Origin of the sequence: Musicola keenii, from assembly GCF_014855505.1 — a bacterium.
GTDB lineage: Bacteria > Pseudomonadota > Gammaproteobacteria > Enterobacterales > Enterobacteriaceae > Musicola > Musicola paradisiaca.
Genome location: NZ_JAAWVW010000027.1, coordinates 1 through 25,562, shown reverse-complemented (window position 1 = coordinate 25,562; position 25,562 = coordinate 1). Strand labels below are relative to the sequence as shown.

Sequence of the window (25,562 nt, the reverse complement as noted above, 5' to 3'; positions counted from 1 at the left end):
GCATCGTTATGCCACAGGGCACAAAACCGATACGACACCCGCTTATTCCGCTTTACCCGGCAGCGCGAGCCGTACCAGCGGCCCCACGATGAAGACGTAGGACACCAGCCCTACCAATCCCATGGAACCGACGTACAAAATGGCGTAGTCAAACGAGTGAGTCACAGACAGAATGAAACCGATCACCAGCGGCGTCACGATACTTGCCAGATTGCCGCACATGTTAAACACCCCGCCGGCAATCCCCAGCAGTTCCTTGGGCGAGGTATCGCTCAGCACACACCAGCCCAAATTACCGAAGCCCTTGGCGAAGAACGCAAGGCTCATCGCCGCGATAACGATCGATTCCGACCCGGTGTAATTCGCCGCCACAATGGTGCAGGACAGCAACATGCCGCAAATAATAGGGAGCTTGCGCGCCACGGTTAAGCTGTATCCTTTGCGTAACAGATAATCGGAAAACACCCCACCGAGCAGCCCGCCGATAAAGCCAGCGAGCGCCGGAATAGCGGCGACAAAGCCAACTTTGAGTATCGACATGCCTTTAGCCTGATACAGATAGGTCGGAAACCAGGTCAGGAAAAACCAGGTGATCGACGTCAGACAAAACTGACCAATATAGACCCCAATCATCATGCGGTTGATACACACACTTTTGATATCGGACAGCGTCAGTTTCGTACTCTGTTCTTTGCGACCCAATTCAGGCTCGCCGCCGCCATCACGAATATAATCGAGCTCTTCCTGGTTGATTTTCTTATGACGATAAGGATCCTGCACATACATCAGCCAAAGTGCGCCCAGAATAATACCGATGGCGCCGATGTAATAAAAAACATAATGCCAGCTGAGATTATGCAAAATAATCGTCATCAGCGGTGTAATTAGCCCCAGCGAAATATATTGCGCCGCCTGATAAACCGAGGTCACAAACCCGCGCTCTTTATTCGGGAACCACTGTACGCTAAGACGACTATTGGCCGGGAAAGCGGGTGCTTCAATCGCCCCCATCATTAATCTCAGAACAACCAGTGCCATAATAGGGCTGGCGAACTGGTAGATGGTGCCCTGGAATAAGGTTACTAACGACCAACCAATTAATGCCCAACCGTAGACCAGACGAGAACCATAACGATCCAGCAGCCAGCCACCGGGAATTTGCATCGCGACATAAGAAATGCCGAATACGGAAAATGCTAATCCCATTGTTTCTGGATCAAAATTCAATTCTTTACTCATTATTGGCGCCACGACGGAAAGCGTGGCACGGTCGGCATAATTAAATACCGTGGCAAGGAAAAGAAACAATAAAATGACATAACGGACTCGTGTCCGTTTTACTGCAATTAATATATTCATATACAACAACTCCTGATTAATAGGGTTGCATTTTTATTTATGGGTAGGATACAGAATGCGTGAAGCGACCGACTCCGTGCGAGTCGGCCGCCGGCGGTCATCAGGGGCGTTTGCCGAATTCACAGGATAACGAGGTCCACTGGCGTGCTTGTTCGCTCAGGGTGAACCCCAACCCATGGCGTTCGGAAACCCACATCCGCCCATCCCGCAGCGCCAGCTGTTCGTTGAACAACGGATTGAGCCACTCGAAATGTTCCAGCCAGGGCTCCAGCGGATAAGCCGCGGCCAAATGGAGATGGACTTCCATAGCAAAGTGCGGCGCCAGTTTACGACCATGCTTCGCCGCCAGATCCATGATCTTCAGAAAGGGCGAAATACCGCCGACACGAGGGGCGTCAGGCTGCACATAATCGCTGGCGTTGCCAAGGATCAGCTGTTCGTGCTCGCGGAAGCTGGTCAGCATTTCTCCGGTAGCGATCGGCGTATCCAGCGCCGCCGCCAGTGCGGCATGCCCCTCGACATCGTAGGCATCCAGCGGCTCCTCAATCCATACCAGATTAAAATCTTCCATTTTGCGGCCCATGCGGATCGCAGTTTCCCGATCCCACTGCTGGTTAGCGTCCACCATCAACGGGAAAGCGTCGCCCAATGCTTTACGTACCGCGGTCAGACGCCGGATATCTTCCGACGTATCGGGCTGCCCGACTTTCAGTTTGATGCCACCGATGCCGTTTTCCTGTGAAATCACCACATTTTTCAGCACCTGCTCCAGCGGTGTATGCAGAAAACCGCCGGAGGTGTTGTAGCAGCGTACGGAATCGCGGTGCGCCCCCAACAGTTTCGCCAGCGGCAACCCCGCGCGTTTCGCTTTCATATCCCACAGCGCGATATCGATCGGCGAAATAGCCTGCACCGCCATCCCGCTGCGGCCCACCGATGCACCGGCCCACAGCAGCTTGGTGTAGATTTTGTCGATATCATTGGGGTCTTCGCCCAGCAAGTTATCGGCGATTTCTTTGGCATGCGCATAAATGCCCTGCCCGCCCGCACGTTTGGAATAGCTAAAGCCCACCCCCTCAAAACCGTCGCGGGTTCGAATTTCGGCAATGATAATCGCCACCTCGGTCAACGGTTTTTGCCGCCCAGTTAGCACTTTGGCATCACTCACCGGTGTCGCCAGCGGCAAAAACGCCAGCGACATCTTCACCCATTCAATACGATCGCCACTCTCGGCGGCGGTTTTGGCGTTGCCGGCGTTGGCGTAGCTTACGGCATCTGAGTTTGCACTGATGGTCATCTCCACTCTCCTAAATAATGTTTGCGCTAACATTTATGTTTTAACATCAAATAATGATCAAATGGTCTGTTCTCATTTTGTACATTCGATCACAATAGGATAAAGAAAAAGAAGAAAATGGCCGATAATCAATGTGAGCAGTACATCAGCCTCTTCGGCAATTGCACAACATTGTTATCGCAAACAAACAAATTGAACGGTATAGGGTCATACCAGTGGAGAACAGGCCCAACAGCGCCGGAATGCCGGGTTCAGCTGGAAAAAAAGCCGATTTTTCACGATAATACCTCCGTTACGTTCAGCTCGATTCACAAGGCGTCCATTGATTGAAAAGCGAAAAAATCTCCCGCAATACTGCCTCGCGCGCGCCCACGCTGGAGGATGTCGCACGGGTTTCCGGACTCTCCTCCATGACAGTGAGCCGCGCGCTGAACACCCCGCAGAGGGTGCGTCCCGATACCGTTGCGCGCGTGATGGAGGCGGTTCGCGCCACCGGGTATATCCCCAATATGCTGGCGGGTGGGCTGGCGTCGAAGCGCAGTAAACTGATCGCGGTGGCCGTACCGCAGATCAACAACAGTATGTTCGCCGATACTATTCAGGCCATCAGTGATGAACTCTCTGCCCGCGGTTATCACATGTTACTGTGCGTGGCGGGGTATACCCATGAATCTGAAACGGAAATTGTAGCCGCCATTCTGTCGCGCCGGCCAGACGGCGTTGTGCTGACCGGCATTCATCACTCGCCGGAATTGAAGAAAACCCTGCTTAACGCCAATATTCCCGTGGTTGAAATTTGGGATCTGACGCCGACGCCGCTGGATATGCTGGTCGGGTTCTCCCATGAAAAAATCGGCGACACTATTGGCCAGTTTTTGCTGACGAAGGGGTTATCACGCATCGGCATGATATGGACGGAAGATCGACGGGCGGCGCAACGTAAACAAGGCATGCTGGATCGCCTGCGGCAGCAAGGGCAGCCCCGTATCGACGAAGTGGTCATTCCCCTGCCCGCTACGCTATCGCTGGGGCGACAGAGCGCTCAGAAGTTGTTTAGTCTGAAACGCGAGTTCGACGTACTGGTGTGCAGTTCCGACACTCTGGCACAAGGCGCCATTATGGAGGCGGAATACCACGGCTTACGTGTCCCGGGCGATCTGGCGGTGATCGGTTTCGGCGATCTCGACTTTGCCGCCGACAACAAGCCTGCCATTACCACTGTCAGGGTCGATCGCTGGCAAATCGGCAAAGAAGCCGCCACGCTGCTGGCGGATAAACTGGCGGGAGAAAACATTGATACGCCAATACGGGATATCGGTTTTTCCCTGGTCGAACGGGAATCGGCATAATGCCTTTGGCATAGTATTCACGGTGTTGTATAACACCACCGCCTGTGGTGTTTCATTGGCAATAAATAACGTCAACCAATTAAGTCTTAATAACCCCCAAGCATGGCGCCACTTCAATGCATTTATTATTTACCTATTAAGTGGTATATACCCTAAATAATTCGGGGTGCAGCAAAACAGCCAGCACACGCATTACTTGAAGCATGACAGGATATCGATATATACAAACATCTAAAAATGTCGATCATGGCCCAGGGAGAAAATATCATAAAAATAGCCCTAATGGGGTAGATACGTATTTTATCGCCAATATACACACTGCCTTTTTTATTTCTCAAATCGTTTACTTGTTATTTTTTTCGTGATATTTTTCGCTGCATTATAACACCAAATGAAGATTTAACATGAATAACCCATTCACTGCCGCATGGAGCCGAAACGGTAATTTATTGTGTCATGGCCATTGGATTATTACCTATTTAGGGCAAAATTTCACATTACCGGAATCTTATCGGGAACGGCATATGAGTACATTAGGGATTTATTCCATTATCGACCCGGAAGATGAATTATATAAAGAGGGTCTGGATGAAGATGATTGGATCTTGAAAAACATAGAATGGCTTGCCGACTGTTTTGAGCAAAATAACGTACCTCTTGAGGAGTTTTATTTTCGCCACTTTTATCGCGCGATTAACCCACAGGATTGGCGTTGTACCAGTTGTGCCGGCTGTATGTAGTCCGGCTTATCCGTCGATAACCGGCACTAAAATACCGTCAGCTGTCAAACTAGGGGTGATCACACTCTTCGCTTCCTGCGCATCCCCCAGGTGCGAACAGGTCACTATCTCGATACCTACGCACACCATGCATGCGCGTCAAATATCGATTTAGCATTAACACTGCCGCTGATGCGTCGGCAACCAGAAACACAACGGGTCTATTTATAACGATGAATTATCACTACAACTTATTTCAATAAAAACATTCTGAAACTGGTAATACCTAAATAACCCAACCGAAAACCAATAATTCCTCCTGTTAATTATCCACACCACCTAAATATACCGGATCGGTAATGTTTTCGCGGTCGATTCCGCTGCTGTACAGGCTGATTTTATTCTCATATACTCACCACGCATTCAGTTGAAATGTTTATTATTTCCCGCTATCGGCGTACTATCGCGATAATTACCTACAATCGTGATATTTCATTTCTGGATATTTTCTATTCTAAGGAGGGATGGATGAAAGTATTTCTGGCAACACTGGGGTCCGCAGGGGATGTTTATCCTTTTATTGCTATTGGCGAATCATTTATACAGGCTGGACATGATGTCTATCTCTGTACCAACCCCTATTTCGAAAAAACCGCGCGAGACAGAAGGCTGAATTTCATCCCCGTCGGTTCAGCAGACAGTTATTATCAGGCCGTGAATTCTCAACGACTCTGGCACCATAAATCGTCTTATAAAGAGATGTGTTATTTCATCAATACCCAGCAAAAAATGATGTATGACGCATTGGCGCCTCACGTCGATAATACGTCGGTCATTCTCACGTCCCTGTGGGCGTTTTCCGCCAAAATGCTGGGAGAAACCAAAGGCTGCTGCGTTATTCCCGTCCGCGTCACGCCTTCTACGTTCATTTCCAGCTACGACCCGCCCTACCACAAAAAGCTGGCGTGGATTCGTCATTTTCCGCTCGGCTTGCGGCGTTTCCTGCTGCATATGGCGGAAAAACACCTGCTCGACCGTGAACTGGCGCCCTTTTTGAATGAATTCAGAAACGGGCTGGGGCTGCCGCCTATCGAACGGGTGATCACCCGTTGGACACACAAAACCGATGCGGAATTACTCTGTCTGTTTCCACAATGGTTCGCGTCGCCCTTGCCGGATTGGCCAGCTAACCTTCATCAGGTCGGATTCCCATTGTTCAACCTGCTCAATCAGCAAGAACAGGATGAAACCGGCGCATTTATCGCGCAGGCCAACACCGTGATTCTGATGCCCAGTTGGGCGTTGCAGGTCAACACAACGCTGATCGTGGCGCTGGCGAAAAAGATCCGCCGGTTGGGCTACCAATGTCTGGTGATCGGCGCGCCCAATCCGCAATTCGGCGACGACAGCGGCATTCGGTTTGAAAAACACATTAATCTGGCCCAATACCTCCATCAATTCAAAGCCATCATCCATCATGGCGGCATCGGCACCATGGCTCAGTCGTTCGCGGCGGGTATTCCACAGATGGTGTTGCCCAGTGCGTTTGATCAATTCGACAACGCCCGCCGCGTCACCGCGATGAAATGCGGGCTATCGCTGACGCAAGCAGAAGCCGGGCACATGGATCGTCGATTAAAGCGCCTGCTGAACGACCCGGATATTGCTGAAAACTGCCGGCGCATCCGCGCACGTTTTCTGGCGGAACCCGCCGCCTACACGCGCATCGTCAACATTGTACAAACCACGCATGCCCGGCATCTCAACCACACGGACTGATTCGACCAACCTGGGCGCCATGGTGTAGCCCAGGTCGTTACCACGAGAAGGCATCAGGTCAGCGGCGGTCATCATGCGCTAAAACGTCGGATCGTCGCCCCACGCTGGTGCTAACTAAAACGTGCCGCCATACCAGGCTGGCGAACTTGCGCTAATGCCCGCTGCGCGCACTGCCTTCGCACATTCAAGACACCCATCACTTTTTCTTAAGCCCTTTTTGTCCCGCTATGTGCTAACTATGTATTCGTCTGCACCGCATGATGATGCAGGCCACAATAACGAGACAGACAACAATGACAGGAGTTCTTTATGGCGTATAAACACTGGCTGCTACCGCTTGGGCTGGCTTCAGCCTTGTACGGTGGTATGGCGCAGGCCGTTTCGATTCCGGCGGTTGAGGCGAAAAACGGGATGGTGGTGAGCTCGCAATATCTGGCGTCGCAAATCGGGGTCGATATTCTGAAGATGGGCGGCAATGCCATCGATGCCGCCGTTGCGGTCGGTTACGCGCAGGCGGTGGTCAACCCGTGCTGCGGCAATATCGGCGGCGGCGGTTTCATGACAATCCATCTGGCGGACGGCAAAGACACTTTCATCAACTTCCGCGAAACCGCACCGGCGGCAGCCTCCGCCAATATGTACCTTGATGCGGACGGTAAAGTGAAAAAAGGCGCCAGCTTGTATGGCTACCTGGCGGCAGGCGTGCCCGGCACTGTGTTGGGGCTGGAAACCGCCCGCGAAAAATACGGCAAGCTGACCCGCGCTCAGGTACTGGCTCCCGCCATCAAACTGGCGCGTGAAGGTTTTGTCTTAACCCGCGGCGATACCGATATTCTGGACACCACGGTTAAACGTTTTAAAGAGGATGCGCAAGCCGCACGCATTTTCCTGCGCCCGGACGGCTCCGCGCTGCAACCTGGCGATCGGCTGGTACAGGTTGATCTGGCCAATACCTTGCAGGCCATTTCAGATAAAGGGCCTGATGCTTTCTATCAGGGAAAAATTCCGCAGGCGGTTGAAGCCGCCTCAAAACAAGGCGGCGGCATCCTGACCGCAGCCGATTTTGCCCAGTATAAAATCACCGAAACCACACCGGTGAGCTGCACCTACCGTGGCTATAAGTTCATCTCTTCGCCGCCCCCCAGCTCCGGCGGCATCACGCTGTGCGAAACGCTGAATATTCTGGAAGGCTACGACCTGAAAAGCATGGGCTTCAACTCCGCGCAGGCGGTACATGTCATGACCGAAGCCATGCGTCATGCCTACATGGATCGCAACACGTTCCTCGGCGACCCGGCATTTGTGAAAAACCCGGTCGACCGTCTGCTGAGCAAAGAGTACGCGGCGGAAATCCGCAAAAAAATCGATGCGGTAAACGCCACGCCGTCCGATCAGGTCAAACCGGGCATGGAGCCGCATGAAAAACCGGAAACCACCCACTACTCGATCGTTGATGAGCAGGGTAACGCCGTCTCCACCACCTACACGGTTAACGGCCGCTTCGGCGCGGTGGTGATCGCCCCCGGCACCGGTTTCTTCCTGAATGACGAAATGGATGACTTCACCGTCAAGGTCGGCGAGAAAAACCTGTACGGACTGGTGCAGGGCGAACGCAACGCCATCGCGCCCGGCAAACGTCCGCTGTCGTCCATGAGCCCATCGTTAGTCACCAAAGACGGTAAGATCTTCCTGGTGCTGGGGTCGCCGGGCGGCTCCCGAATCATCAGCATCACGCTGCAAGCGGCATTGAACATCCTCGACTTCGGCATGGTGCCGCAGGAAGCAGTAGATGCGCCGCGCATCCATCACCAATGGCTGCCGGACGAGGTGTACTATGAACAGCGCGGGCTGTCCGCCGATACTCTCAAACTGCTCAAAGAACGCGGTTACAAAATGGTGGAACAGATCCCCTGGGGCGCCGCTGAGCTGATTATGGTCGGTCTGCCCGGCGTTGAAGGCGTGCTGCCGGCCAACTCCGGCAACGACTCCGCCGTATCCGGTAAAGTGCGCGAAGGCTACCTGTACGGAGCCAACGACTCACGCCGTCCGGCAGGCGCGGCCATCGGCTACTGATCTTGCAACCCAACGAGGTATCCAGGCGACGCTTCCTCAGACGGATGACCAACCTATCGGTCTTCATCAAACGGTGATAATGGCATGGAAGAGTAAAGCGTTCGCGCCAGGGATGGCGCGGTTCGCGCTGACAGGGAGGTACTTGCAGCGCCTTTACGATCCATCCATTATCACCGCTTGCCGCACATTGTCGGCAACCTCAAGAGGCGTCCATACGACGCCTCTTTCTTTCAACGCGCACCCCGCCTAACGCCGATAACGCCCAGCATCCCGATTTTTGCCATCCAGCTAACACTTTACGCATTGCCGGTTGCCTGGGGTTCGGCCTTCTGCGCATGATGCAAAAAATCTCACGGGTATTGCATGATAATGATTAACGTAGCCCTGATAGACGACCACATCGTAGTGCGTTCCGGATTCGCGCAACTGCTCTCGCTGGAAGGCGATATTCAAGTAGTCGGCCAGTACGCCAGCGCCGCCGATGCCGGAGCCTCGCTGTTGAAACTGAATGTGGATGTCGCCGTTATGGATATCGCCATGCCGGATGAAAGCGGCCTCAGCTTGCTGGCCCGGCTACGCCAGAAACGGCCGACGTTCCGCGCCATAATCCTGAGTATTTACGATACCGCCGCCTTTGTGCAGAGCGCGCTGGACGCCGGCGCCTGCGGCTATCTCACCAAACGCTGCGGGCCGGAAGAGCTGGTGCAGGCGGTGCGCGCCGTCCATGCCGGCGGCAGCTACCTGTGCGCCGATGCGATGCGGGCGCTGCGCCACAGCCGGCAACTGCCGAAAGCGCTGGAAGCGTTGACGCCTCGGGAACGGGAAATTTTCGATCTGCTGGTCAATGGGTTGAGTGTCAAAACCATCGCCGAACAGTTGGATTTGAGCCACAAAACCGTGCATGTCCACCGCGCTAACGTGCTGGACAAATTACGCTGCACCACCACCGTCGAGCTGGTGCATTTCGCGTTGCAGCACCAGCTACTGGTCAAAGGATAACCGGTGTCGGCTGATACCTCGCGCCGCTGGCGGCGACCGGCGCTGATGCTGTTTCTCACCCTGTTTTACAGCCTGTGCTGGCTGGCGCTGTGGACCATCAGTTTTTACCTGACCCAGAACGGTCAGCAGGCCACCTTGCTACTGCCGCAAGGGCTACGGTTGGCCTGTCTGACGCTGCTTTCGCGCCGTTATTGGCCGGTGATTCTGTTATCGGAAACCGCCATCCTGGTCTGGTTGAACAGCCAGCAACTGCAAACCAACTGGGCCATCCTCGCCTCGGTGTGGGTCAGTCTGGCGCCGGCCGGGCTGGTGTTGCACTATTGGCGGCGTTACACCTTGTACTGGCAGCGGTTATTGTTGTTGCTGGCCGCCGTTCTGGCTAACAGCGTATTGCAAATGCTGATCCCCGGCGTCTGGCTGATGACGCCGCTTAGCCAGACGCTGTTGTCCGCTGTCACCGGCGGTGTACTGCTCACGCCGTTCATCTACCTGATTTACGAATACCTCAAACAGCAACACCTGCAAAATATGCTGCCGCACGGCAACAGCATGACGCCGCCGTTGCGCGCCTCGCTGCTGGTATGGTGCTCGCTGTTCGGCGCCATGGCCATCGGCGTCCAGCTCTCGCTATCGCCGGATATGGAACGTCTGCTGCTCATCGCCATTTTCCTGCCCAATGTGGTGATGGCATATGCCTTCGGCTGGCAGGGCGGCGTGCTGGCGGCGGTGCTCGGCAGCCTGTTGATCACCATCGCCCGCCAGGTGGCGGGGGCGTTTAGCGACCTGCTGTCGCTGGAACTGTTTATCTCCACCCAGGCGCTGCTCGGCATCGGGTTAGGGATCGCCATCAGCCGCCAGCAGCAGCTGGCGCAGCACTTGGATCGCTACCGGCAACAGCTGGAACAGGAACTGCGCGTGCGCCGCCAATTGATGGAACGGCTGGTGCATACCGAAGAATCGATCCGTAAAGATATCGCGCGCGAGTTGCACGACGATATCGGCCAGAACATCACCGCCATCCAGATTCAGGCCCGGCTGATCGACCGCGCGCCCTCGCCGCCGCTGGCTCACAGCGCCGCCGCGCAAATCACGGAACTGGCGCAACGCATCCACCACACCACCCGGCAGTTGCTACGCCAGCTGCGTCCCCCGGTACTCAACGAAATGTCGCTGGAAAAGGCGCTGCGCCATCTGGCGGACGAATTCGCCTTCGCCGAACGCGGCATCGACTTCCGGCTGGATTACCGCCTGCCGCAACAGCCGCAGGACGATACCCTGGTCTTCACGCTTTATCGGCTGGTGCAGGAGTTGCTCAACAACATCAGCAAGCATGCCGATGCCCGCCGGATTCGGGTACGCATCAGCCACCAGCAGGGGATGCTGACGCTGGAGGTGCGCGACAACGGCATCGGCATCCCGGACGACCGCCGCGAAGGTTTTGGTCTGCGCGGGATGGAAGAGCGGGTGCAAGCGCTGGGCGGTGAATGGATGTTGCTGCGCCGTAACGGTACCCGAGTAATTGTTAAGTTGCCCACAGAATTGACATAACGCCCGCTAAAAACAGGAATTTTTCCTAGATGGCTAAAACCTTGTCTCATCCCGTCGCGCACGGGGCTCCCTACACTGACGCCAACAGCCGGAGAACCTCATGAGCCAGAGCCCTACGGCGCCGGAATCCATCCATCAGCGTTACCGCCACTGGCGCGTGCAGCTGCTGATATCCATGGTGATCGGCTACGCCGCGTTTTATCTCACCCGCCGCAGCGTAACGTTTGCGATGCCGGTGATACAGCAGGCACTGGCGCTCGACAAAGCGAATATTGGCCTGCTGGGTACGTTGTTCTACCTGAGTTACGGCGGCTCCAAGTTTCTCTCCGGCATGCTGCACGACCGGCTGGGTGGGCGCTGGTTTATGGGGGTCGGCCTGTTGCTGACCGGAGTGCTGAATGTGCTGTTCACTTTCTGCACCTCCCTGCCCGCGCTACTGCTGGTCTGGACGTTGAACGGTTTTTTTCAGGGCTGGGGATGGCCGCCCTGCGCCCGGTTGCTGACGCACTGGTACTCGCGCAACGAGCGCGGCTTCTGGTGGGGGTGCTGGAACACCTCCATCAACCTGGGCGGCGCGGCGGTACCGTTGCTGTCCGGCGGGTTGGCGACGGCGCTGGGTTGGCAGTATGCGCTGTTGATCCCCGGCATCGTCGCCATACTGCTGGGGTTATGGCTGTGCCGCCGGTTGTGCGGCACGCCGCAGGAAGAGGGGTTGCCCAGCGTCGGGCAATGGCGGCGCGACCCGCTGGAACTGAGACAGGAGCAACAAAGCCCGCCGATGAGCCTGCGAAGCTTGTTGCGCGTCACCCTGTGGCAAAACTACAGCATCTGGCTGTTGGGCGTGTCGTATGTGTTGGTGTACCTGATTCGGATCGCGCTCAACGATTGGGGCAATCTGTGGCTGGCGGAAAGCCACGGCGTCCATCTGCTCAGCGCCAACGCCACCTTGTCGCTGTTTGAGCTAGGTGGTTTGTTCGGCGCGCTGTTCGCCGGATGGGGATCGGATCTGCTGTTTCGCGGCCAGCGCGCACCGATGATTTTGCTGTTTTCGCTGGGGCTGTTCTTGTGCGTGACCGCATTGTGGCTGGTGCCGGTTCATCATTACGCACTGCTGGCGCTGAGTTTTTTCAGCATCGGCTTTTTCATTTTCGGCCCCCAGATGCTGATTGGTCTGGCGGCTACGGAGTACGCCCACAAGGACGCCGCAGGAACCGTGACCGGTTTCCTCGGGCTGTTTGCCTACCTGGGCGCAGCACTGGCGGGATGGCCGCTGGCGTGGTGGATGCAGATTTACGGTTGGCCGGGCTTTTTCGCCTTGCTGACCCTGGCGTCAGCCTGTGTCGGGTTACTGCTGATGCCGCTCATGATGTCGGGTATGCAAAAACGAGGGCCAGCCAGGTCAGGCCCCGCCTGACGTAGTTGATCTCTGACAAGTAGTTGATCTCTGACAAGTAGTTGATCTCTGAAAAGTAGTTACTCTCTGACAAGAAGGACATACCATGAAACCTACCCTGCTCTCCGCATTAGTCGTCGCCGGGCTTGCCGCCGCCGCATTCACCGGCAGCGCGCACGCGAAAGGCCGCCTGGTGGTTTACTGCAGCGCCACCAACGAATTCTGCGAGGAAGAAACCAAAGCCTTCGGCGAGAAATACGACGTACAGACCTCGTTCATCCGCAACGGTTCCGGCAGCACGCTGGCGAAAATCGAAGCGGAGAAGAAAAACCCGCAGGCCGATGTCTGGTACGGCGGCACGCTGGATCCGCAATCGCAGGCGGGAGAGATGGACTTGCTGCAACCCTATGCATCGCCGAATCTGGCGCAGATCATGCCGCAGTTCCGCGACCCGGCTAAACGCAAGGGCAACTACTCCTCCGCCGTTTACATCGGTATTCTCGGCGTCGGCGTCAACGTCAACCGGCTGAAAGAGAAAAATCTACCGGAACCGACATGCTGGAAGGATTTGACCAACCCCATCTACAAAGGCGAGATCCAGATCGCCGATCCGCAAAGCTCCGGCACCGCCTACACCGCGTTGGCCACGTTCTCCCAACTGTGGGGGGAAGATCAGGCGTTTGACTACCTGAAGAAACTGAACGTCAACATCTCGCAATACACCAAATCCGGCATTGCGCCGGCCCGTAACGCCGCCCGCGGCGAAACCGCCATCGGCATCGGCTTCCTGCACGACTACGCCCAAGAGAGAGAAGCCGGCGCGCCGCTGAAGCTGATTTCCCCGTGCGAAGGATCCGGTTATGAAATCGGCGGCGTCAGTATCCTGAAGAACGCCCGCAATCTGGACAACGCCAAACTGTTCATCGATTGGGCGCTATCCAAAGAGGCGCAGGAGTTATCCTGGAAGAAAGGCAAATCCTACCAGATCCTGACCAACACCACGGCGGAGACCTCGCCGAACTCGCTGAAACTCAGCGAGCTGAAGCTGATTAACTACGACATGGATAAATACGGATCCGAAGAGGTTCGCAAAGCGTTGATCACCAAGTGGGTGAGCGAAGTGAAGATGGGTAAATAACCCATACCGGCACCGACCGCACGCTATAACCGGTTGTACGCCATAGCCGGTTGTACACCACAGCCGAAGGTACGCCGCAAACCGCGTCAACGAAGAAGACGCCGGGGAGATTGCCCCGACGCCGCTCGCCGGTTTGCGCGTTCCGCCGGCCCGCGTTGCCGGTCAGGCGCCTATCGCACCCTGTTATTCGTCAATACCGAGGGAAACCGCCATGTCTCATTCACGCTCTGCGGCGCCGCCAGCTCGCCGGGATGCCATTTTTATCTGGATCGGCGTCATTGCGCTGTCGTTCGCGCTGCTGCCCGCCTGGAGCCTTGACTACGGTCTGACCGGCGCCACCCGGGAAGAACTGCTGAATGCTTATGGCTGGTCGGGGGGCAACATCAGCCTGCTGTGGCTGTTGCTGCCGCTGTTATTACTGTTGCGTCCGGCGACGGCCGCCCCGCGCAAGCGGCGCGGTCGCCACCTGTTCGACGCCGGGTACGCGCTATTCTGCGCCCTGTTCATGATAGCCAGCGCCGTGGCGGTCAACCGCGGGCTGGGCTACGCCGCCATCGGCATTCTTATCGCGCTCGGCGCCGTCATGACGCTTGCCTTTTCCCGGCTGGAATGGCTGGGCGGCGATCGCTTCGTCATCGGTTCGCTGGTGGCGATTATCGCGCTGATCGGCGTCTTTATTCTCTATCCGAGCATCGCCATCTTTCTGCCGATGTTCACCAACAGCGCCGGGAAATTCGTGCCGCTCGGCTTTATGACGGTACTGGGCCAGTCCCACATTCTGCAGGTGATCGCCAACTCGTTCCTGTTGTCTATCGCCGTCGGGGTCGGCTGTACCTTCTTCGGTCTGGTGCTGGCTATTTACACCACTCGCATCGCCAAACGCTCCGCCATTCTGGGCCGGGTCTTCTCCATCCTGCCGATCGTCACGCCGCCGTTTATCGTCGGTCTCGGGGTGACGTTGATGATGGGGCGCTCCGGCTACGTCACTGAATTGATGGCGGATGTGTTCGGGCTGAAAAATACCAACTGGTTGTACGGTTTTACCGGCATCTGGATTGCGCAGGTACTGGCCTTTACGCCGATGGCGTTCATGATCCTCGACGGCGCCATCAAAACCATCCACCCGTCGCTGGAAGAGGCCTCCTACACCTTGCGCGCCAGCCGCTATCAGACGTTCGGCCGGGTCTTCCTGCCGCTGCTGAAACCCGCGCTGGCCAACGCATTTCTGATCGTCATCGTGCAATCGCTGGCGGACTTCAGCAACCCGCTGGTGCTGGGCGGCAACTTCGACGTACTGGCAACCCAGATCTATTTCTACATCACCGGCGCGCAGTTGGACTATCAGGCCGCCAGTACGCTGGGGGTGATCCTGCTGGTGTTCTCGCTGGCGGTGTTCTGCATCCAGTATTTGTGGATCGGCAAACGCTCCTACGTCACCATTTCAGGCAAGTTCACCCGTGGCGACGTCCAGCCACTGCCCCGCAGCATGGTGGTCGGCGTTACACTGATCCTGGCAGTCTGGGTGGCATTCAACTCCTTGTTGTACGGCAGTATTTTTTACGGCAGCTTCACCGTGAACTGGGGCGTGGACTATACCCTGACGCTGCAAAATTTCGTGCGGCTGTTCGGGCAGGGGTTCAGCGACGGCGCCTGGCCTTCGCTGCTGGATACGCTGTTGTACGCCGGCATCGCCGCACCGATTACCGCGCTGTTCGGCCTGCTGATCGCCTACATCGTGGTGCGCCAGCAGTTCAAGGGCAAGAAAACCATCGAGTTCACCACCATGCTGTGCTTCGCCGTGCCGGGTACCGTGGCGGGGATCTCCTACATTCTGGCGTTCAACAGCGCGCCGGTATACCTCACCGGTACGGCGGCGATCGTCATCATCTCGATGGTGATGCGCAACGTGCCGGTCGGGATCCGCGCCGGCATCGCCGGGCTGGGCCAGTTGGACAAATCGCTGGACGAAGCCTCACTCAGCCTGCGCGCCGGCTCCATGCGCACGGTGATGTACATCCTGCTGCCGTTGCTGCGCCCGGCGATCCTGTCGGCGCTGATTTACAGCTTTGTCCGCGCCATCACCACCGTCAGCGCCATCGTGTTTCTGGTCACGCCGGAAACCCGCGTCGCCACCGCTTATATCCTCAATCGGGTGGAGGACGGCGAATACGGCATCGCTATCGCCTACGGCACCATTCTGATCGTGGTGATGCTGGCCATCATCTTCCTGTTCGACTATCTGGTTGGCGAAGCGCGCATCTCTCGCTCCAAAGCCAAAAACCGTCAGTAATTCGGAGTGACCATCGTGAATAACGCATCCACAGAAAAAAACTTTGTTGAACTGAAAGGCATCACCAAACGGTTCGGCGACAATACCGTGCTGGACAACCTGAATCTGGCGATCCCGCAGGGCCACATGGTCACGTTGCTCGGCCCGTCGGGGTGCGGCAAAACGACGGTATTGCGGCTGGTGGCCGGGCTGGAAAAACCCAGCGACGGCCGTATCTTTATCGACGGCGAAGACGTGACCGATCGCGCCATCCAGCAGCGCGATATCTGCATGGTGTTTCAGTCCTATGCCCTGTTCCCGCATATGTCGATTGGCGAGAACATCGGTTACGGGCTGAAAATGCTAGGGCGCCCGAAAGGGGAAATCCGCGACCGGGTGCGCGAAGCACTGGCGCTGGTGGATTTGGACGGGTTTGAAGAACGCTATGTCGATCAAATCTCCGGTGGCCAGCAGCAGCGCGTGGCGCTGGCGCGAGCGCTGATCCTCAAGCCCAAGGTGTTACTGTTCGACGAGCCGCTCAGCAATCTGGACGCCAATCTGCGCCGCAATATGCGGGAAAAAATCCGTGAGTTGCAGCAGCAGTTCAATATCACCTCGCTGTACGTAACCCACGACCAGAGCGAAGCCTTCGCGGTATCCGATACCGTGCTGGTGATGAACAAAGGGAAAATCATGCAGATCGGCGCGCCGCAGGCACTGTACCGCCACCCGGCGTCGCGTTTCATGGCCAACTTCATGGGGGACGCCAACGTCTTTCCGGCGCGTTTGCACCGCGACAGCGTGGAAATCTTCGGTTATCACGTACCACGCCCGGACGGGTTCGCGCCGGGACGGGACACCTGCACCGTGGGGGTTCGCCCGGAAGCCATCACCTTGAATCAGGAAGGGCAGGACAGCCAGCGTTGCACCATCCGACAGGTCGCCTATATGGGGCCGCAGTATGAGGTCACGGTGGACTGGCATGGGCAGTCGCTACTGTTGCAGGTCAACGCCACGCAGTTGCAGCCCGGCGCGGGCGACCAGTTGTTCCTGCAGATTCATCCCTACGGCATGTTTACGCTGGAAGATGCCGCCTGAGCGTCACCGACCAGCGCCCGTACCGCACCCGGCATCATGCCGTAAACGGAAGGCCGGCGACCATCACGCCGGCCCCACACCTTAATGCAACGCAAAGACCTGAACCGTCTGCCGCAGTTTCCCCGCCTGCTCGTCCAGCGAGGCGGTCGCATTGGCGGCTTCCTGCACCAGCGCGGCGTTCTGATGCACCACGGTATCCATTTGCGTCACCGCCTGATTCACCTGACCGATGCCGATGCTTTGTTCGTTGGAGGCGGTGGCAATCTCGGCCATGATGTCGCGCACCTGAGTAATCGAGGCGACAATCTCCTGCATCCGCTCACCGGCATCGGCGACCTGCTGCGAGCCATCGTTGACCCGCTCCATGGAGTTGTCGATCAGCACTTTGATATCTTTGGCGGCCGATGCGCTGCGCTGCGCCAGTGAACGGACTTCCCCCGCCACCACCGCAAAACCGCGACCTTCCTCGCCGGCTCGCGCCGCTTCCACCGCCGCATTCAACGCCAGAATATTGGTCTGAAACGCAATCCCCTCAATCACCTTGATAATGTCGCCCATCTTGCGCGACCCCTCCGAAATCATCTCCATGGTTTGCACCACGCTATTGACGACATTCCCGCCGCGCTCCGTGGCTTCGGAAGCACGTACCGCCAGTTGCCGAGCATGTTCGGCGTTGTCGGCATTCTGTTTTACGGTAGACGTCAGCTGCTCCATGCTGGCGGAGGTTTCAGCCAACGACGCCGCCTGCTGCTCGGTACGAGAAGAGAGATCGTAGTTGCCCTGCGCAATATTGCTGGTGGCATTGCTGATGGACTCGCTGGTGTATTGAATCTCCCCCACCAGCGACACCAACTGCTCCTTCATCTTGGCCAGGCTGTACATCAGGCTGGAGGTATCGTTACTTTGCAACGGCACCTCCGCCGTCAGGTTGCCAGCCGCGATCTCAGACAACAGCCCGGCCGCATAGGCAGGCTCGCCGCCCAACGCCCGATAGATACTGCGCGCCATCAGCCAGGCAATGGCGGAAACCAGCGCCAGAATCACCACAGAAAGGACGATCAGTGTGGTCGCCAGTTTCCAAAACATGGCGTTGATATCCTGATAGAAGAACCCGGTGCCGATCCACCAGTTCCAGTCAGATACCGCCACCACGCCCTGCAATTTAGGCTCCGGCTCCAAATCCGGCATGCGCCTGATGTAAATATCAATCATCGCCATGTCCGATTTAGACAATGCCTGGCGGTAAGCGTCGTTATCTGTGACACCGTCCGCCGTATGGTTGCCGCCGGCTTTTTTCCCCAGCAACTGCTCATTGGGGTGCACCAAGTTGATGCTGTCGGCGGTGGTTGCCCAGTAATAGCTGGCGGCTTTGGGCGCATTCATTTGCGTCAATGCATTCTGAGCCTGCTTCTGCGCTTGTTCGCGCGTCAACTGGCCGCTTTTTTCCAACCCTTTGTAATACTCGGCAACGTGTTTCGCCTTGTCGAGCAGAATGGAGATCTCACTGCGGCGTGCATCAACCAGCGCAGACTTTAACGACGTCAGAGAAATGAGGGTAAGGCAAATAAACCCCACTAAAGCAGCGCAAACCAATACAAGTAATTTTGTCGATATTTTCATAGCGTACCTATAATTTTTTAAGAGGCTAGCGCTACCGTATCGACCCGATGTAGGAGGTTCTGTGACCAACATCCTGAATTACACAGTACGTGGCATTAACATCATAATACTTTGAACTAAATGAAAAATTTAATATTTTCCAATAGCAAAAATAGCAACATAATATGTGGCGGTACGTCTCGATTAAGCGTATAGCGGGCGAACCGGTATCAGATCGGCGCCGCCATGGCGCCAGCGAAACAGTCGATAAAATCCGTCAACCAATCGGCCTGCATATCCGGCCGGTGCACCAGATAATAGGCAGCGCCGGTCTGCGCGGTTTCGACAAACGGCATCACCAGCCGCTGGCGCTGAATATCTTCCGCCACCAGCGTGACATCCGCGATGGCGATGCCAAACCCCTGGATCGCCGCACTGATCGCCAAATCCATGGTGTCGAACTGTTGATGACGGCGCATCAGCGTCTCGCTCATGCCGTTCTCACTCAGCCACAGCCGCCAGTCGCGTCGGTCGTGGGTGGGGTGTAACAGCGTCAAGCGGGAGAGCTGTTCCCGCGTCAGGGTATGTTGCCCGGCGGGCAGCAGGTGCGGCGCCAGTACCGGCGACAGCACTTCATCGAACAGTTTGCCGTCGTGCTGCAACGGCGCGGCGTCAGGTGCGAAAATCACCGCCACATCAAATGGTTCATGACGAAAATCAACGCCGTGATCCGTGGTCGTGGTCAACGAGACATGCAACTCCGGCCGTCGTTGTTCCATTTTCATCAGGTGCGGCACCAGCCAGCGCATGGCGCAGGTCGGCGCTTTCATGCGCACCGTTCCGTTTTCACGCGCCTTTTCTGTTGCTTTGAACAGACGTTCGAACACCTCGCGAATTTCCGGCAGCAGCTGGCTACCTTGGGGCGTCAGACGCAGCCCGCGGGCGTGGCGCTGAAACAGGGCGAACCCTAGCCACTCTTCCAGCATCGCCACCTGACGGCTGACGGCGCCCTGCGTCACAAACAACTCGTCGGCGGCGCGGGTGAAATTGAGATGACGCGCCGTGACCACAAAAGCGTGCAATGCATTCAAAGGTGGAATGTGTTTATTCATGATGCGGATTACCGTTGAGCCATGCGTTTTTTTCATGGCTATTATGACAACAATTCGATTGTGGCACTACCGCTAACACCGTCTAATAACTGCATAGTTATTCATTTTTCCCGCCATCAACGGAGATAACCATGCCGATCCAAACCCCGGTACAGTTTCATTCCAAGCTACCCGATGTAGGCACCACCATTTTTACTGTTATCGGTCAATTATCCAGCCAGCACCACGCTATCAACCTGTCGCAGGGCGCGCCCAGCTTCCCTTGTTCGCCGGAACTGATCGCCGGCGTCACCCGTGCGATGACGCAGGGACATAACCAGTATGCCGCCATGTCCGGGTTGGTTTCGCTCAAAGAGATCGTCGCGGAGAAAGTTAAACGACTTTACGGCCAGCACTATGATGCCGGCAGCGAAGTCACCATTACCGCCAGCGCCAGCGAAGGGCTCTATTCGGCCATTTCCGCACTGGTGCATCCCGGCGACGAGGTGATCTATTTTGAGCCGTCCTTCGACAGTTACGCGCCGATTGTCCGCCTGCAGGGGGCCACGCCGGTCGCGCTCAAACTGTCGGTGCCCGCGTTCGCCATCGACTGGGATGAAGTGCAGGCCGCGATAACGCCGCGCACCCGGATGATCATCATCAATAGCCCGCACAACCCCAGTGGGCAGGTACTGAGTGAAAACGATCTGGCGCAGCTGGCCGCCATCACCCGCCATACCGACATCGTGATTCTGTCGGACGAGGTGTATGAGCATATTGTGTTCGACAACCAGCGCCACCACGGTATGGCAACCCACAGTGAACTGGCCGCACGCAGCGTGATCGTCTCCTCGTTCGGTAAGACGTTCCACGTCACCGGCTGGCGCGTCGGTTACTGTCTGGCGCCGGCCGACCTGATGAACGAAATCCTCAAGATTCACCAGTTCATGATGTTCTCCGCCGATACCCCGATGCAGTATGCATTCGCCGACTACATGGCAGACCCGGCTACCTACATGGGGCTTGGCGATTTTTACCAGCAGAAACGGGATGTGATGATTGCCGAACTGCAAGACAGCCCCTTCACGCTGCTGCCATCGCACGGTTCGTTTTTCATGCTCGCCAGCTATGCGCACTTCAGCGATGAAAGCGACAACGAAATGGTCAAGCGCCTGATCGTCGACCATGGCGTCGCGACGATTCCGCTGTCCGCGTTCTATACCGACGGCACCGATAACAAACTGATCCGCCTCTCCTTCTCGAAGGATGAGGAGACCATTCGTGCCGGTGCCAGGGCACTGTGCCAGGTAACGGGCCGCCGCGCCTGATGCCGTGAAAAGCATCGGCCATAGACAGCTTGCCCCCCGCAAATAAGCGTTTATGGCCGCTGAAAATAACGTACGATAAAACCCGTTCAGGGCTACGACGATTGATAACAATTCATTGAATGACCGGAGAGCGTTCCCGCTATGAAAAAATTAAGCATGCTGATGTTGTCACTGGGTTTACTGTCTTCCTCTTTCGCCATGGCGCAGACCGAATTGCGTTACGGGCTGGAAGCGGAATATCCGCCGTTTGAAAGCAAAAACGCCAAGGGCCAGCTGGAAGGTTTCGATATCGAGCTGGGCAACGCCATCTGTAAAGCCGGAAACTTCAAATGTTCCTGGTCGGAAACCTCTTTCGACGCCCTGATCCCGGCGCTACAGGCCAAGAAATTCGATGCCATCAACTCAGCGATGAACATCACCGACAAGCGTAAAGAAGCCATCGACTTCACCAACCCGATCTACCGCATTCCGACCCAACTGGTGGGTAAAGCGGGCTCTGGCCTGACGCCGACCGCCGAAGGGCTGAAAGGCAAAAACATCGGCGTACTTCAGGGCTCCATTCAGGAGGTATACGCCAAGGCGCATTGGGAACCTAAAGGCGTCACCGTCACCTCCTACAAAGACCAAAACCTGGTGTATGACGATCTGTCGGCAGGCCGTCTGGACGGCACGCTGGTGATGGCGGCGGCCGGCCAATCCGGCTTCCTGGACAAACCGGAAGGCAAAGGCTTCGCGTTCCTCGGCAACGCGGTGGAAGACGATAAGATCCTGGGCAGCGGCATCGGTTTCGGCCTGCGTAAAGGCGACGAGGCGCTGAAAACCGAACTGGATAACGCCATCAAACAGGTGAAAGAAGACGGCACCGTTGAAAAACTGGCGAAGAAATATTTCCCCGGTTTTGACGTGCGCGTGAAGTAATCCAAAGAGATCCCTGTTTCACTGCCAGGCTGGCCGCTATAGCGCCAATGCCGCACCGTGAAACGTGATTCGACGGGAAAAAACCCAGAGAGGCGCCTGCAAAGGCGCCTCTCTCGATGGTGGTTCCACTGACGTCGGCCTGCACTGACCGGCATCACCTTTGTCGACGCAGGTCTTCTCATTCGGCATTTCTCTGCTCCGGGCCGCGTGGTTTATCACGCTGCAACGGTTCTCATCACGGTTTCGCCGACAACCCGCAACGCCGGATGGCGGCAAAAACGCACCACGTCCCCCACCACCAGCAAGCTCGGCGACTGCGGTTGATAACGCGCCAGTAATACCGGCAGGGTGGCGAGCGTCGCCGTCAGCAACCGCTGATCCGGCTGGGTACCGCGTTCAATGATCGCCAGCGGCGTGACGGCCGCCAGCCCATGCGTCAACAGTTGCTGACACAGCCGGCCGGCATGGCTGAGGCCCATATAAAACACCAGCGTCTGCCCGGCCGTCGCCAGCGAGGGCCAATCGAGCTGTGGTTCGCCGTCGCAAGCATGCCCGGTGATAAAACGCAGCGACTGGGCACAGTCGCGATGGGTCAACGGTAATCCGACCGCCGCCGCACAGCCGATGGCGGCGGTGATCCCCGGCACCACTTGGCAAGGAATGCCGCGCTGCTGTAAATAATCCATCTCTTCGCCGCCACGGCCGAAGACAAACGGGTCTCCGCCCTTGAGGCGCACCACCCGCTGCCCCGCCTCTGCCAGATCCGCCAGCAGTGCATTAATCTCCGGCTGCGGCAGCGAATGACACCCCTGCCGTTTGCCCACATCAATACGCAAAGCATCGGCAGCAACCAGCGCCATCACCTCCGCCGACACCAAACGGTCAAACACCACTACATCTGCCTGGCGGATAGCACGCAGCGCCTTGATGGTCAACAGCTCCACATCGCCCGGCCCGGCCCCCACCAGCCAGACTTCGCCCGCACCGAGGGTATTTGCCGCCGTCACCGGCAGTGCTATGGATTGAATTTTCATCGTACAGCCTCTTCTGGATGGTGTTATCCGGCCCGCCGCTGCTCTGTCGATTCGGACTGGCGTTGCAGTAATGATTTGAGTTCAGGAATACAGGAACCGCAGTTGGTGCCGCATTGTAGCCGCTCGCCCAACTGCGCCACGCTGCAACACCCCTGACGAATCGCCTCGGCAATACGCTGCTCGCCCACGGCGAAACAGCTGCATATCGTCCGCCCGTCTGTCCCCCCTTGCGCTGAGCGTCCCGCCAACAATGCCAGACGCTGCTGCGCCGTTTGCGGTGGATGCGCGAAGGCGGCATACACCGCCTCACGATCCAGTTGAACTTGCCCGTCGCGCACATACAGTGCCGCCATCGGCTGTTGCTGACGCCACCCCACCGCGTGGAACAACCCGTCGCCCTGCGCCTGCTGGAAGGTGACGCCGTCCAGCGCATACTGCTGCGTCAGCCACGCCAGCCAGTCCTCCGGCGCATAAAGCCCGGCCAGCACATAGTGCGTCAGCCCGCCAGCCGTCAGCCGGCTCCAGTAATGACTGTCAGGCGGCGGCATTTCGCCGCGCAAAAACAGCTCCCCTTGCCAGGCGGCGGGCCAGCGCTGCAACCGAACCCGCGCCTGCTTGCTCTCCGGTTGGCCGGAATGCGGATCGGTCACGGCGGGGATCAGGCAATCCGCCCGCGCCTGCTGGCTGAACTGCCGGTTCCAGTGCATCGGCACAAATAAGCTGCCCGGCTGTTGTCCCGGCTGAATCTGCGCCCTGACCAGCATCCAGCCACTTTCGGCGCTGATACGCACCAGATCACCAGGTTGAATGCCATAGTGCTGCGCCTCCTGCGGATGCAGCTCGCAGTAAGGCTCCGGCGTGTGTTGCATTAACCGCGGTGCTTTGCCGGTTCGCGTCATGGTGTGCCACTGATCGCGGATACGCCCGGTATTGAGCACCAGCGGGTAGGCGGCGTTGGGCTGATGGCGCGGCAACCGCGGCGTCACCGGCAGCAGCCGCGCCTTGCCGTCCGGGTGCCAGCAACGGCCGTCGGTATACAACCGTGCGGTACCCATCTGCGGTGTCTCGACCACCGGCCACTGTACCGGCGCCAGTTGTTGCCACTGCGCGTCGCTCAGCGTCGCCAGCGCCCGGATGTTAAAAGCGCGCTGCCCGTCATTCTCAAACCCGGACAGCGCCGCGTGCTCGCGGAAAATCTGCGCCGGATGGTGGTAATCGAAAGCGGCGCCGAACCCCATCCGTTGAGCGACTTGCGAGAGGATCCACCAATCAGCGCGGGCCTCTCCCGGCGCGGGCAAAAAAGCGCGCTGCCGGGAGATTCGCCGCTCAGAGTTCGTCACCGTGCCGTCTTTCTCACCCCACGCCAGCGCGGGCAGCAGGATATCGGCGCAGTCCGCCGTATCGGTATGCCGCATCACATCGGAGACGATCACCAGCGGGCAGCGCTGCAATGCCTGCCGCACCCGATCCGCATCCGGCATCGACACCACCGGGTTAGTGCCCATGATCCAGATAGCCTTGACCTGTCCGTCCTCTACCGCCCGGAACAGATCCACCGCCAGCAAACCCGGTTGGCTCGCGACTCGCTCGCTGCCCCAAAAACGGCCGACGCGATCCACCTCTTCCGGGCTGAATCCCATATGCGCCGCCAGTTGATTCGCCAACCCGCCGACCTCGCGGCCGCCCATGGCATTCGGCTGACCGGTAATCGAAAACGGCCCGCAACCGGGCGCGCCGATGTTGCCGCTGAGCAGGTGCGCATTGATGATGGCATTGCACTTGTCGCTGCCGGACGAAGACTGATTAATCCCCTGTGAGTACAGCGTCACCGTCCGCGCCGTGGCGGCGAACCAGTGAAAGAATTGCGTCACCAGGCGCTCGTCGAGCTGGCAAAAATCCGCCACCTGCGCGGGCGTCCAACCTTGCGCCGCCTGTAGCGCGTCGGCTACGCCGGATAAGTGCTCACCGCCCGGCGCGCCCTGCTGCGCCAGATAGTGCAGCAACCCGTTGAACAACCCGGCATCGCTGCCGGGACGCAGCGGCAAATGCAGATCCGCCACATCGCAGGTGGCAGTACGTCTCGGGTCGATGACCACCACCCGCATCTCGGGGCGGCGTTGTTTCGCCTGCGCCAGCCGTTGATAGACCACCGGGTGGGCCCAGGCGGCATTAGCGCCGACCAGCACCACCAAATCCGCCAGTTCGATATCCTCATAACTGCACGGCACCACATCTTCGCCGAACGCCCGTTTGTACCCCACCACCGCAGACGCCATGCACAGCCGGGAATTGGTGTCCATGTTGGCGCTGCCGATAAACCCCTTCATCAGTTTATTGGCGACGTAGTAATCCTCAGTCAGCAGTTGGCCGGATCCGTAAAACGCCACCGCCTGCGGCCCGTGTTCGGCAATGACGGCGCCAAGGCGTGCAGCGACGCTGTCCAGCGCCTGTTCCCAGCTGACGCGCCGCCCGCCCACCCGCGGCCACAACAGCCGGCCCTGCAGATCCAGCGTCTCCCCCAGCGCCGCCCCCTTAACGCCCAAACGCCCCCGGTTGGCGGGGGGTTCCGGA

18 protein-coding genes are annotated in these 25,562 nt (G+C 57.5%); 12 read left to right on the top strand and 6 right to left on the bottom strand.

Annotated elements, in window-relative coordinates:
- Positions 1–42: 42 nt before the first annotated feature.
- A complete protein-coding gene (locus HEP82_RS18455; protein ID WP_192459406.1) occupies positions 43–1,359 on the bottom strand; it encodes an MFS transporter in 1,317 nt (438 codons plus the stop codon).
- Positions 1,360–1,459: 100 nt separating this feature from the next.
- On the bottom strand, positions 1,460–2,656 hold the full coding sequence (locus HEP82_RS18450; RefSeq protein ID WP_192459405.1) for an L-talarate/galactarate dehydratase: 1,197 nt from the start codon (positions 2,654–2,656) through the stop codon (positions 1,460–1,462).
- Between the two features lie 341 nt (positions 2,657–2,997).
- Between HEP82_RS18450 and HEP82_RS18445 the strand changes: the two genes are divergently transcribed.
- The 10 genes from HEP82_RS18445 to fbpC all read left to right on the top strand — a co-directional run bounded on the left by HEP82_RS18445 (position 2,998) and on the right by fbpC (position 17,021).
- Complete coding sequence (locus tag HEP82_RS18445) at positions 2,998–4,005, top strand: LacI family DNA-binding transcriptional regulator (RefSeq protein ID WP_407938302.1); 1,008 nt, start codon at positions 2,998–3,000, stop codon at positions 4,003–4,005.
- Between the two features lie 404 nt (positions 4,006–4,409).
- Positions 4,410–4,745: a hypothetical protein gene (locus tag HEP82_RS18440; RefSeq protein WP_192459403.1), complete on the top strand. Its 336-nt coding sequence runs from the start codon at positions 4,410–4,412 to the stop codon at positions 4,743–4,745.
- Positions 4,746–5,252: 507 nt separating this feature from the next.
- Positions 5,253–6,503: a glycosyltransferase gene (locus HEP82_RS18435; protein WP_192459402.1), complete on the top strand. Its 1,251-nt coding sequence runs from the start codon at positions 5,253–5,255 to the stop codon at positions 6,501–6,503.
- Between the two features lie 309 nt (positions 6,504–6,812).
- Positions 6,813–8,576 (top strand): gamma-glutamyltransferase, encoded by a 1,764-nt coding sequence (gene ggt, locus HEP82_RS18430; RefSeq protein WP_192459401.1) that lies wholly within the window; start codon positions 6,813–6,815, stop codon positions 8,574–8,576.
- A gap of 369 nt (positions 8,577–8,945) precedes the next feature.
- Complete coding sequence (locus HEP82_RS18425) at positions 8,946–9,575, top strand: response regulator transcription factor (protein ID WP_192459400.1); 630 nt, start codon at positions 8,946–8,948, stop codon at positions 9,573–9,575.
- A 45-nt stretch (positions 9,576–9,620) separates the two neighbouring features.
- Positions 9,621–11,123 (top strand): MASE1 domain-containing sensor histidine kinase, encoded by a 1,503-nt coding sequence (locus tag HEP82_RS18420; RefSeq protein WP_192459414.1) that lies wholly within the window; start codon positions 9,621–9,623, stop codon positions 11,121–11,123.
- 100 nt (positions 11,124–11,223) lie between these two features.
- A complete protein-coding gene (gene uhpC / locus HEP82_RS18415) occupies positions 11,224–12,537 on the top strand; it encodes an MFS transporter family glucose-6-phosphate receptor UhpC (protein WP_192459399.1) in 1,314 nt (437 codons plus the stop codon).
- A gap of 85 nt (positions 12,538–12,622) precedes the next feature.
- The gene (locus tag HEP82_RS18410; RefSeq protein ID WP_192459398.1) at positions 12,623–13,654 is read left to right on the top strand and encodes an ABC transporter substrate-binding protein; all 1,032 of its coding nucleotides are present in this window, start codon (positions 12,623–12,625) and stop codon (positions 13,652–13,654) included.
- 211 nt (positions 13,655–13,865) lie between these two features.
- A complete protein-coding gene (locus HEP82_RS18405) occupies positions 13,866–15,944 on the top strand; it encodes an ABC transporter permease (RefSeq protein WP_192459397.1) in 2,079 nt (692 codons plus the stop codon).
- A 15-nt stretch (positions 15,945–15,959) separates the two neighbouring features.
- Positions 15,960–17,021 carry a ferric ABC transporter ATP-binding protein gene (gene fbpC, locus HEP82_RS18400; protein WP_015854172.1) on the top strand — a complete coding sequence of 354 codons (1,062 nt, stop codon included), beginning with the start codon at positions 15,960–15,962 and terminating at the stop codon, positions 17,019–17,021.
- A gap of 81 nt (positions 17,022–17,102) precedes the next feature.
- Here the strand turns inward: fbpC and HEP82_RS20145 are convergent, their stop codons facing one another.
- Both HEP82_RS20145 and HEP82_RS18390 read right to left on the bottom strand, forming a co-directional pair.
- Positions 17,103–18,641, bottom strand: coding sequence for a methyl-accepting chemotaxis protein (locus tag HEP82_RS20145; protein WP_192459396.1), 1,539 nt, complete (start codon positions 18,639–18,641; stop codon positions 17,103–17,105).
- A 209-nt stretch (positions 18,642–18,850) separates the two neighbouring features.
- The gene (locus HEP82_RS18390) at positions 18,851–19,732 is read right to left on the bottom strand and encodes a LysR substrate-binding domain-containing protein (protein ID WP_192459395.1); all 882 of its coding nucleotides are present in this window, start codon (positions 19,730–19,732) and stop codon (positions 18,851–18,853) included.
- A gap of 131 nt (positions 19,733–19,863) precedes the next feature.
- On the opposite strand from HEP82_RS18390, the gene HEP82_RS18385 reads away from it, so the two are divergent.
- Together HEP82_RS18385 and HEP82_RS18380 are read left to right on the top strand one after the other, a co-directional pair.
- Positions 19,864–21,039, top strand: coding sequence for a pyridoxal phosphate-dependent aminotransferase (locus HEP82_RS18385; protein WP_192459394.1), 1,176 nt, complete (start codon positions 19,864–19,866; stop codon positions 21,037–21,039).
- Positions 21,040–21,180: 141 nt separating this feature from the next.
- Positions 21,181–21,957, top strand: a complete 777-nt coding sequence (locus tag HEP82_RS18380; RefSeq protein WP_192459393.1) for a transporter substrate-binding domain-containing protein — start codon at positions 21,181–21,183, stop codon at positions 21,955–21,957.
- 215 nt (positions 21,958–22,172) lie between these two features.
- Here the strand turns inward: HEP82_RS18380 and cobA are convergent, their stop codons facing one another.
- Complete coding sequence (gene cobA / locus HEP82_RS18375; protein WP_192459392.1) at positions 22,173–22,991, bottom strand: uroporphyrinogen-III C-methyltransferase; 819 nt, start codon at positions 22,989–22,991, stop codon at positions 22,173–22,175.
- A 23-nt stretch (positions 22,992–23,014) separates the two neighbouring features.
- Positions 23,015–25,562 (bottom strand): nitrate reductase (locus tag HEP82_RS18370; protein ID WP_192459391.1); only part of this gene is annotated, 2,548 nt, incomplete at its 5' end.